A 10,625-nucleotide genomic window follows, 5' to 3' on the forward strand; every position below is an offset into this window, starting at 1 on the left:
TTCGTGACACGTGTGGACCCCGGTGTGACCACCGGAACAGCGTCAGCGCGGCGGGGCGGCGGAGGTGCGGACGACCAGCTCGGCGGGCCGGGTGACGAGGATGGGGTCGGCGTCGGCATCGGCGGGGGCGAGCATGCGCTTGAGCAGCAGCTCAGTCGCTTGCTCACCGACCCGGACGGCGTCGCTGTCGATGGTGGTGAGGCCGATGCCGGGCAGCTGGCCGACGGCGACGTTGTCGAAGCCGACGATCGACACGTCGTCGGGGACGCGCAGGCCGAGGTCGGCGCAGGCCATGAGGCCGCCGAGCGCCATGGTGTCGCTGGCGAAGAAGACTCCGGTCGGCGGCTCGGCGACGTCGAGGAGGCGGTGGGCGGCGGCCCGGCCGCCGTCGATGGTCGAGGCGGCGACCTCGACCGGCAGGCCCGACCCGTCGCCGCCGAGGTCGGCGGTCTCCAGCTCGAAGCCGCGTCGGCGGTCGGCGAACGGCTTCACCGTCGCCTCGCCGGCCACGTGCGCCAGCCGCCGGTGGCCGAGCTCGCGCAGGTGCCGCGTCGCCGCCCGCCCGCCGGCCAGGCTGTCGACGACGACGGTGTCGGCGACCAGCTCCGGAAGGTCGCGGCTGGCGAGCACGATCTGGATGCCGCGCCGGCGCAGGTAGTCGATGTGGTCGCTCTCGGACCGCACGGCCACCAGCACGACGCCGTCGACGCGGCGGTGCGCCATGGAGCGGATGATGTCCAGCTCGCGGTCGGGGTCGTCGCCGGAGCTGCCGAGCACCAGCGTGTAGCCGGCCGCCTCGGCCGCGGCCTGGATGCTGGCGACGAGGTCGGGGTAGAACTGGCTGCGGATGTCGGCGACCACCAGCCCGATGGTCGACGTCGCGCTGCGCGACAGGCCGCGGGCCAGCGGGCTGGGCTGGAAGTCCAGCTCCTGGATCGCGGCCCGGATCCGCTCCCGGGTCGACGCCGCCATCGCGTAGCCGTGCGCGCGGTTGAGGTACTTGGAGACGGTGGCCTTCGTGACGCCCGCGCGGTCGGCGACGTCCTTGATCGTCGGCCGCCGCGGGTGGCTGTTCTCCGGCTCCATCGTCTGCACCTACTGAAAATACTCGGGCTCCATGGTCTTCACGGTCTCGACGAGCACGTCGAACGGGATCAGGTCGAGAACGTCGCGCCGCACGTCGACGCCGGGGGCCACCTCGAGCAGCCGCAGCCCGTCCGCGGTGAGGTCGAACACGGCCCGCTCGGTGACGTAGCGGACCCGCTGCCCGCGGGCCACGGACTCGCGCGCGCTGAACGTCACCTGGGTGACGGCGGGGACGAACTTCGGGTGCTCGCCCTCGGTGACGACGCGCAGCTCGCCGCCGCCGACCCGGACGTCGAGGCCGCCCGCGGTGAACGTCCCGCAGAACACGACGGTGCGCGCGTTCTGGCTGATGTCGACGAACCCGCCGGTGCCCACGACCCGCGAGCCGAACTTCGACACGTTGACGTTCCCCGCGGCGTCCACCTGGGCGAACCCGAGGAATGCGATGTCGAGGCCGCCGCCGTCGTAGAAGTCGAACTGGGCCGGCTGGTCGAGGATCGCTTCGGGGTTGGTGGCGACGCCGAAGATCACCCCGCGGGCCGGGATGCCGCCGACGGCGCCCTGCTCGATCGTCGTCGTGAACTCGTCCAGCCGGTCCTCCTCGGCGGCCACCGACGCGATGCCGTCGGCGATGCCGACGCCGAGGTTGACGACGTCGCCGGGCTCGATCTCGGACAGCGCCCGCCGCGCCACCACCTTCCGCGCGTCGAGCGGGAACGGCGGCAGCGTCGACGCGGCGGCGCGCAGCTCGCCGGAGAACGCCGGGTTGTACTCGTGCGTCACCACCTGCTTCTGCGCCGGGTGGTGCACGACGACGTCGACGCAGATGCCGGGGACGGCGACCAGCCGCGGGTCCAGCGTCCCGGCCTTGGCGACGTTCTTCACCTGGGCGATGACGAGGCCGCCGCGGTTGCGGGTGGCCTGCGCGATGGCCAGCATCTCCAGCCGGGCGCCCTCCTGCTCGAAGGAGAGGTTGCCGCGCTCGTCGGCGGTGGTGCCGCGGATGAAGCAGACGTCGAGGTCGAACGCCGGGTAGAACAGCCACTCCCGACCGGCCAGCTCGACCACCTCGACGCGGGTCTGCGGGCTGACATCGTTGAGCCGGCCGGCCTCGACCCGCGGGTCGCAGAACGTGCCGAGCCCGACGTGCGTGACGACGCCCGGCCGGCCGGCCGCGATCTCGCGGAACAGCTGACTCATCACGCCCTGCGGGAAGTTGTACGCCTCGAACTCGCCGGCGACGGCCATCGCGCTCATCGCCGGCGCCATGCCCCAGTTGCCGGCGACGACCGACCGCACCAGCCCGCGCTGGGCGAGGTGGTCCATGCCGCCGCCCCGGCGGTCGCCGATGCCGGTGGTGTGCACGAGGTGCAGGCCGCGCGGCGACCCGGTCTCGCGGAACCGCCGGCCCAGCGCCGCGAGCAGCGCGTCCGGCTCGAGCAGCCCGCCGCCGGAGCCGCCGACGGCCAGCGTCTGCCCGTCCTGGACGAGGTCGGCGGCGGCCTCCGCGGACAGGAACCGGGGACGTCCCCGTCTGCTCACGCCATCACCCCGCCGCCGTTGAGGTGCAGCGTCTGCCCGTGCAGCAGCTCCGCGCCGGGCCCGGCCAGGAACACCACGGCCGGCCCCACCTCGTCGGGCGTCCCGAGCCGGCCGGTGATGGAGTCGCGGGTGCGCGCGTGCACCCACTCAGGCGTGGCGTACGGCCGCACCATGGGGGTGTCGATGGGGCCGGGCGCGATCGCGTTGACGCGCACTCGGGGGCCGACCTCGCGGGCCAGCGCCTTGGTGAAGCCGAGCACGCCGGCCTTCGCGGTGGCGTACGCGACGTAGTCGACGGCGCCCTTGAAGGCCAGCTGCGACGACACGTTGACGATGCGCCCGTGCGCCTGGAGCATGCCGGGCAGCACGTGCCGCGTGACGACGAAGACGCCGTCGAGGTCGACGCTCAGCGTGCGCCGCCAGTCGGCCAGCTCGGAGTCGACGATGCGCACCGGCTCCATGAACCCGGCGTTGTTGACGAGGACCGTGATGGTCCCCAGCTCCTGCGCCACGACGGCGACGGCGTTCGCCACCTCGTCCCACGACGTGACGTCGGCCGCGACCGTCGTCGTCCGCACTCCGTGGGCCGCGGACAGCTCGCCGGCCAGCGCCGCCGCGGCGTCCGGCTCGTCCAGGTGGTGCACGGCGACGTCGGCGCCGGCTCGGGCGAGGTCACGGCAGATCGCGGCGCCCAGCGCGCCGGTCGCGCCCGTCACCAGCGCGACCTCGCCGGCCAGCGGCTGCCCCGTCATGCGATGACCTCCTGGTAGGCGTCCTCGTCGAGGAAGGCCGTCAACGGCTCGCCGCGGGCCAGCATCCGCAGTGCTCGCCGGCCGAGCATCGTCTCGTGGATCTCGCTGGTGCCGTCGAAGATCTGCGTCACCTTGGCGTCGCGATGCATGCGGTTGACGTCCTCGTCGGCGACGACGCCCAGCGCGCCGTGGATCTGCATGGCCTCGTCGGTGTGCCGGCGCGCGGCGTCGGAGGCGAACATCTTCGCCATCGACACGACGTCCTGGTCGCCGCCGCCACCACGCGCGAACGACTCGGCGGCGCGGCGGGTCAGCTCGCGGGCGGCGCGGTAGTCGGCGGCCATCCGGCCGAGCTTGCGCTGGATGGTCTGGAGCTCGCCGATCGGCCGGCCGAACGCCTGCCGCGCGTTGGCGCGTGCGAGGCTGGCCAGCAGCGCACCGCGCAGCAGCCCGCAGGCGTAGGCGGCGGCGTCGATGCGGGCCATGTTGAGGCCGTCCATCATCCCGGCGAACCCCTCGACGTCGAGCCGGTCGCCGCGCGGCACCCGGACGCCGTCGAACAGCAGCTCGCCGTTGGGCATGCCGCGGAACCCGGACAGCCGCGGCCCGGGCCGCCCGGAGGCGCCGGGGGAGGCCATGTCGACGACCAGCGCGACCATCGGCGCGTCGCGCTCGGTGCTGCCGACCTTGGCCAGCACGATCGCGACGTGCGCGACCGGCGCGAAGCCGACCCAGCACTTGTGCCCGGTGAGCAGGTAGTCGTCACCGTCGGGCACGGCGACGGTGGTCAGCGCGCGGATGTCGGTGCCGGCCTCGGGCTCGGTGATGGCGAACGACCCGTAGGTCTGCGCGGCCAGCGTCGACGCCACCCAGCGCTGCTTCAGGTGTGCCGGCGCGTACTTGGCCAGCAGGTACGCCGACAGCCGCGCCCCCGCGATGCCCAGCGCCACCGCCGGGCTGTGCGCCGAGATGCGCTCGGTCACCTCGCGGGCGAGGTCCATCCGGGTCACGTCCAGCCCGCCGGCGTCGTCGTGCACGATGCCCTGCAGCCCGAGCGTCGCGGCGTCGGTGAGCAGGTCGGGGAAGAAGCCGGCGTCGGCGTCGATGGCGCGGGCCGCCGGCGCGACCCGGGTGCGGATGAAGTGGTCGACCTCGCCCAGCATCACGCGTCTCCCTCCGGTGGGTAGCAGTAGAGGACGTGGGTCCCGACGAGGCACCGCTCGCCGTCCTGGGTGGTCGCGGTCATGGCCGCGAACGCCTTGCGGGCGGCGGGGTCGAGCCGCTCGACCACGTAGTCGACGGTGACGGTGTCGCCGAGATAGACCGGGCGCAGGAACCGGACGCGGTCGTAGCCGTACGAGACGGCCGTCACGCCGTGCGCGTCGCACAGGCGGGCGGCCGCCGTCGACGTCAGACCCAGCGTCAGCACGCCGTGCGCGATGCGGCGGCCCTGCGGTCGCGCGCGCATGTACTCGTCGTCGACGTGCTGCGGCGCGAAGTCGCCGGTGATGCCGGCGAACAGGCCCACGTCTGACTCCGTGACGGTCTTGCGGAACACGCTGTGCGCACCGACGGGCGGCAACCAGGCCGTCGTCATCGCGGCACCTCCACGACGCCGTCGGCCAGCAGCGCCTCCGCGTCCAGTCCCAGCTCGGCCAGCAGCTCGGCGGTGTGCTCACCGAGCAGGGGAGCGGGGCGCCGGGCCGGCAGCTGCTCGCCGTCCAGCGTGATCGGGTTGCCGACCAGCTCGACCGTGCCGGCCACCGGGTGCTTCACCTCGAGCCGGCGCTGGTCCCAGCGCACGTACGGGTCGGTGGTCATCGCGCGGTGGTCGTTGACCGGCGCGCACCAGACGCCGGCCGCGTCGAGCGCGTCCAGCACCTCCTGGGCGGGACGGGTCGCGACCAGCTCGCCGACCAGCGCGTTCAGCTCGTCCCGGCCGGTGGTCGCGGCCTCCTTGTCGGGGAACCGCTCCAGCAGCTCCGGCGCGTCCAGGCCGTCGGCCAGCGCCTCCATCGTCGTCAGCGAGATGGCGACGTAGCCGTCCACGGCCGCGTGCACGCCGTAGGGCGCCTCGAGGTAAGCGCTGCCGGGGACGGACGGGCGGCGCGGCGGCTCGCCGGAGTTCAGCGTCGAGACCACCTCCTGCACGGTCTGGTGCAGCATCGCGCCGACGAGGTCGACCTCGACCAGACGTCCGCGCCCCGTCCGGTCGCGCTCCACCAGCGCCGCCGTCGCGCCGAGCGCCAGCATCGTCGCCGCGTGGACGTCGGCGACGAAGGGGCCGGCGGGCGTGGGCGGGTCGTCGGCGGTGCCGGTGAGCCAGAGCGCGCCGGTGCGGGCCTGGGCGAGCAGATCCTGGCCGGGCTTGCGCGGGTCCGGAACGCCGGCGCCGTAACCGCTGGCGGTGCAGTAGACCAGGCGCGGGTTGAGCTCGCGGGCCCGTTCCCAGCCGAGGCCGAGCCGGTCCATGACGCCGGGCCGGAAGTTCTGGATCAGCACGTCGGCGGTCCGGATCAGCGCCTCGGCGACCCGCAACCCGCCCGGGGCCTTGAGGTCGACGGCGAGCGAGCGCTTGTTGCGGTTCATCGCCAGGAACTGGGCGCTGACCCCGTTGAGGAACGTCGTGCCGGACTGCCGGCCGCGTTCGCCGCTGCCCACGACCTCGACCTTGATGACGTCGGCCCCGAGGTCGCCGAGCATCTCGGCGGCCCACGGGCCCTGCATCATGTGGGCGAAGTCGAGGACGCGGACGCCGTCGAGGGGAAGGTTCGGCATCGTGCTCACTTCCCGTCGAAGACCGGCGTGCGCTTCTCCAGGAAGGCGGCGGTGCCCTCCCGGAGGTCGTGCGTGGGCAGCGTCTCGACCAGCGCCGTCAGCGCCCGGCGGACCTTCGGCAGCCCGGCGGTGACCAGCTCCTCGTTGAGGAACCGCTTGGTCATCCGGATCGCGTGCGGCGACGCGGCGCGGATGCGCTCGACCGTGGCGTTGACCTCGCCCTCGAGGTCCATCGGCGGGACGACCCGGTTGACGATGCCGAAGCGGCGGGCCTCGGCCGCGTCCAGCCGGGCCATCTCGAAGGCCAGCTCGTTCGCGAGCTTGCGGCCGCTGACGTGCGGCGCGACGCCGACGGCGACGGTCGGCCAGGCGCCGATGCGCCCCTCGGGCAGGCTGAACGTCGCGTCGGAGGAGGCGATGGCGAGGTCGCTGACCAGCACCAGCTCGCAGCCGCCGCCGAAGGCCAGCCCGTTGACGGCGGCGATCACCGGGTACGGGTGCGTGGCGATCGCCTCGATGGTCCGGTAGAGCCCGCCGATGAAGAAGTCCATGCCCTGCTCGGGCGTGGCGTGCTCCTGGAACGTGGCGATGTCGTCGCCGGCGCAGAAGGCCCGCCCCGTCCCCGTCAGCACCACCGGGCCGGGCGCCTCGTCCGCCGCGCGGGCCAGCCGGTCCGTGATGGCGTGCCAGCCGGACAGGTCGAGCGCGTTCAGCTTCTCCGGGCGCTCGATCCGGATCCAGGCGGTCCCTTCGCGGACCTCGTAACCGACGTACATGCATTCCCTCTCTGCGGCGATCTACTTGATGGCTCCCGCGCCCCAGCCCGCGACCAGGTACTTCTGGACGAACAGGAACGCGATGAGGACGGGCAGGTTGATGAGGACGGCGGCGGCCATGAGCAGCGGCCAGTCCTGCAGGCTGGCGTTGTAGAGGTCGTGCAGCGCGATGGGCAGCGTCTTCAGCTCGTCCTGGGTGATCAGCACCCGGGCGAACAGGTAGTCCTCCCAGGCCAGCAGGAACGTGAACACCGAGACGGCGATCAGCCCGGGCGCGGCCTGCGGGAACACGACGTACCACGCGCTCTTGACCCGGTTGGCGCCGTCGACGAACGCGGCCTCCTCCAGCTCCGCCGGGATGGCCCGGAAGAACGGCTGCAGCAGCCACAGGCTGAACGGCACGCCGAACGAGGCGTAGGCGAGGATCATGCCGAGGTAGTTGTTGATCAGCCCGGCTTCCCGGAACATCCCGTACAGCGGCACGACGATGACGATCGGCGCGAACGTGTAGGCGTAGAGGATCGCCGTGCTGAACGCGCGGCTGCCGGGGAACGGGAACCGCGTCAGCCCGTAGGCCGCCAGCGCCGACACCGCCACCGACACCACCGTCGCGCCGGTCGCGATGATCAGGCTGTTCTTGGCGTACGTCAGGAAGTTCGTCGTCTCGAACAGCCGCTGGAAGCCGCCGAAGTCCGGCGCCGTCGTGAAGAAGGTGGGCGGGTACGAGAACAGCTCCGTCCCCGGCTTCACCGAGGTCAGCGCCATCCAGTAGAACGGGAACCCGTTGATCGCGACGAGCGCGACGATGCCGATGACCAGGTACCAGCGGACCCGGGCCAGCCGGTGCAGTGCGGTGCTCATGCCGTCTCCTCCCGCTCGCGGTAGAGCGTGCGCAGGTAGACCGTCGTGAAGATCATCAGCAGCACGAACAGCACCATCGCGACGGCGGCGCCGGAGCCCAGCCGGGCCTCGCCGAAGATGCGCTGGAAGGTCAGCACGGGCAGCGTGCGCACCTCGGTGCCGGTGCCGGCGAACAGGTACACCACGTCGAACTTGGTGAACATGAACATGAAGCGCAGCAGGATCAGCGTGTACAGCACCGGCTTCAGCTCCGGCAGCACGATGTGCCAGAACCGCCGCCACGCCCCGGCGCCGTCGACCGTGGCCGCCTCCAGCGTCGACGGGTCGATGGTCTGCAGCCGGGCCAGCACGCTGATGACGATGAACGGCGTGAACATCCACACCGACACCGCGATCAGCGACCAGAAGATCAGGTTCGGGCTGAGCAGGTTCGGCGGCTCCGAGCCCGGCCAGACCTTGTCGACGAACCACGAGTAGGCCCCGGTCGTCGGGTCGAGCAGCCAGCGCCACACCAGCGCCACCACGATCGACGGCACCATGTATGGCGCCAGCGCGATCAGCCGGACGACGCCGCGGCCGCGGAACCGCTGATGGAGCAGCAGCGCGATCAGCACGCCGAGCACCAGCTGCAGGCCCACCGTCAGGCCCGCGTACCAGACCGTCGTGCGCACGCTGTCCCAGAAGTGTGGGGCGCGCAGCAGCGCGACGTAGTTGTCGAACCCGACCGAGCTGAACTTCGGCAGGTAGGCGTGGGCGTCGGTGAAGCTGAGCCGCACCAGGTAGGCGATCGGCACCGCGATGACGCCGAGCACCAGGAAGAACGCCGGGCTGAGCAGCAGCGCGCCCCAGAACCAGCCGGGCATCCGGCGGCGTGGGGCGCTCGCCCGGGGCGCGGTGTTCGCGGCCGGTGCGCCGGTCGTCGTCGTTCGCGTCAGAGACATCGTCGTTCCCTTCGCGCTGGTCAGTCGATCGCGGTCAGTCGTCGTAGAGCGGGGAGAGCAGCTCGTCGGCCCGGGCTTGGGCGTCGGACAGCGCCTCGTCGATGTCCTTGTCGTTCTCGACCACGTCCATGACCATGTCGACGAGGATCTCCGAGCCGTAGAGGTCGCTCAGGTACGGCAGCTCGAGGTCGGAGGGCTGGGTGACCATGAGCGGGTACGCCCGGCCGGACTCGAGCATCTGGCGCTGCAGGTCGATCCAGAACCCCCAGGTCCGCACCTCCGGCAGTGCCTGGTACTCGGGGTCGTCGAACATCGACGCGCGCACCGGCAGCAGCTGGGTGGGTACGCTGCCGATCCAGCGCAGGTAGTTCTGCCGTTCGAAGAAGAACTTCAGGAAGTCCGCGGCGGCTTCGGCGTCGGGGGAGTCCTTGAAGACCACCCACGGCTCGGCGTCGAGCTGGGTGATCCAGTCGTCGCCGGACGGGCCGACCGGGCGGTTCGGCGCGACCTTGATGTCCTCACCCGGCACCAGCTCCGGCGCCTGGTCCTCGAACGTGTAGGTCGCCCGGCCGAAGGAGAAGATCGTCGCGGCCTCGCCGAGCGCCAGCGCGCTCAGGCTGTCCGCATAGGTCTGCGACGACCACGCCGGCGACAGCGCGCCGCTGTCGCGCAGCTCGACCCAGTACTCCAGCACCTCACGCATCTGCGGCGTGTCGATGGTGACGTGCCCGTTCTCATCGAACAGGTGCCCGCCGTTGGAGCCGAGCCAGAGGTACACCTCCTCGTTGACGTTGTGAGCGGCGTCGCCGGCCAGCATCAGCCCGTAGGCGTCGTCGTTGGCCTCGGACACCGCCTTCCACTGCTCGATCGAGTCGTCCCACGTCTCGAGGTCCTCCGGGGTGCCCGCGCCGGGTGCGTTGGCGTACAGGTCGGCGCGGTAGACGACGGAGTCGGTGCCCCACGCGTGCACCACCCCGTAGTCGTGGCCGTCGGGCAGCGCGAACATCTCACGCAGCTGCGGCAGGTAGTCGTCGCCGAGCGAGTCGACGACCTCGTCGAGCGGCACCAGCAGATCCTGTGAGTAGAGCGTGCGGACGAACATCGGTTCGATCTGGGTGATCTCCGGCAGGTCGCCGGCGGCGAGCGCCGCCTGGAACTTCACCTGCAGGTCGCCCCAGCCGACCGATTCCTGCGTGATGGTGACGCCCGGGTTGGCGGCCTCGTAGTCGGCGATGACCTCGTTCAGCGCCTCGACGGTCGTCGGCGTCGACTCGGTGTGCCAGACCGTGATCTCGACCCGGCCGTCGTCGGCGGTCGCGTCACCGCCGCAGCCGGCGAGCGCCAGCGCCAGCGAGGTGGCGGCAGCCGTGGCGGCAGCGGCGGCCCGGATGGTCGCGGCCCGGACGGTGCATCGGCCCTTCGCGCGCATGTGGCCTCCTTTGGCGACATCGTGCGGTGTGGGTTCGTGGTGGATGGAAACCGGTATCCGCCGATGATGGACACCGGTTTCCGTCCTGTCAACACCTCGTCGTGTCATACCCGGTCAGAGGCTCGGGCGTGACGGCGGGCGTTCGCGACGTCCCGGCACTACGCGTTGGGGCCGCCGCCGCGCGCCCTCGCAGGGACAGCCGACACGTTGACGGCGGAGGAGCTCGAAGTGTCACCCGGGCGACGGCGTCATCGGTGGCGACGTCAACGGCTGCTGGCGCCCGTGCCACCGACTCGGTCGTCGACCGCGCTGACCTGTTGTTAGCCGACGCCGAGATTGCCGACGCTGCGGCCTGGGGGATGCCGATGAATGCGTGGGGCGTGTGTCGTGGTCGGCAGGTGATGCCGTCGCGGCCTGGATGGGTGAGGGATCCGCGTCGTCCTGGCTACCCGGATCCTTC

General features: G+C 72.0%; 10 protein-coding genes. All 10 read right to left on the reverse strand.

What is annotated here, in order from left to right; all coding sequences use genetic code 11:
- Positions 1–42 precede the first annotated feature (42 nt).
- Genes DY240_RS18630 through DY240_RS18675 form a run of 10 tightly spaced genes read right to left on the reverse strand, consistent with a single transcriptional unit; the run spans position 43 to position 10,165 of the window.
- Positions 43–1,086 carry a LacI family DNA-binding transcriptional regulator gene (locus DY240_RS18630; RefSeq protein ID WP_233552793.1) on the reverse strand — a complete coding sequence of 348 codons (1,044 nt, stop codon included), beginning with the start codon at positions 1,084–1,086 and terminating at the stop codon, positions 43–45.
- 9 nt (positions 1,087–1,095) lie between these two features.
- On the reverse strand, positions 1,096–2,628 hold the full coding sequence (locus DY240_RS18635) for an acyl CoA:acetate/3-ketoacid CoA transferase (RefSeq protein ID WP_199701748.1): 1,533 nt from the start codon (positions 2,626–2,628) through the stop codon (positions 1,096–1,098).
- Complete coding sequence (locus tag DY240_RS18640; protein ID WP_119661338.1) at positions 2,625–3,380, reverse strand: SDR family NAD(P)-dependent oxidoreductase; 756 nt, start codon at positions 3,378–3,380, stop codon at positions 2,625–2,627. The genes DY240_RS18635 and DY240_RS18640 overlap by 4 nt, the downstream gene beginning before the upstream one ends.
- On the reverse strand, positions 3,377–4,543 hold the full coding sequence (locus DY240_RS18645) for an acyl-CoA dehydrogenase family protein (RefSeq protein WP_119661339.1): 1,167 nt from the start codon (positions 4,541–4,543) through the stop codon (positions 3,377–3,379). The genes DY240_RS18640 and DY240_RS18645 overlap by 4 nt, the downstream gene beginning before the upstream one ends.
- The gene (locus DY240_RS18650; RefSeq protein WP_119661340.1) at positions 4,543–4,977 is read right to left on the reverse strand and encodes a MaoC family dehydratase; all 435 of its coding nucleotides are present in this window, start codon (positions 4,975–4,977) and stop codon (positions 4,543–4,545) included. Before DY240_RS18650 ends, DY240_RS18645 begins: the two co-directional genes overlap by 1 nt.
- Entirely contained in the window at positions 4,974–6,158 is a 1,185-nt protein-coding gene (locus tag DY240_RS18655; protein ID WP_147375390.1) for a CaiB/BaiF CoA transferase family protein, read from the reverse strand. The genes DY240_RS18650 and DY240_RS18655 overlap by 4 nt, the downstream gene beginning before the upstream one ends.
- 5 nt (positions 6,159–6,163) lie before the next feature.
- Positions 6,164–6,934, reverse strand: a complete 771-nt coding sequence (locus DY240_RS18660) for an enoyl-CoA hydratase/isomerase family protein (RefSeq protein WP_119661342.1) — start codon at positions 6,932–6,934, stop codon at positions 6,164–6,166.
- 21 nt (positions 6,935–6,955) lie between these two features.
- Positions 6,956–7,795 carry a carbohydrate ABC transporter permease gene (locus DY240_RS18665; RefSeq protein WP_119661343.1) on the reverse strand — a complete coding sequence of 280 codons (840 nt, stop codon included), beginning with the start codon at positions 7,793–7,795 and terminating at the stop codon, positions 6,956–6,958.
- Positions 7,792–8,736 carry a carbohydrate ABC transporter permease gene (locus DY240_RS18670; protein WP_119661344.1) on the reverse strand — a complete coding sequence of 315 codons (945 nt, stop codon included), beginning with the start codon at positions 8,734–8,736 and terminating at the stop codon, positions 7,792–7,794. The genes DY240_RS18665 and DY240_RS18670 overlap by 4 nt, the downstream gene beginning before the upstream one ends.
- A 34-nt stretch (positions 8,737–8,770) precedes the next feature.
- On the reverse strand, positions 8,771–10,165 hold the full coding sequence (locus DY240_RS18675) for an ABC transporter substrate-binding protein (RefSeq protein WP_158602903.1): 1,395 nt from the start codon (positions 10,163–10,165) through the stop codon (positions 8,771–8,773).
- Positions 10,166–10,625: the final 460 nt, after the last annotated feature.

This window comes from Jiangella rhizosphaerae (assembly GCF_003579925.1).
GTDB classification, from domain to species: Bacteria; Actinomycetota; Actinomycetes; order Jiangellales; family Jiangellaceae; genus Jiangella; species Jiangella rhizosphaerae.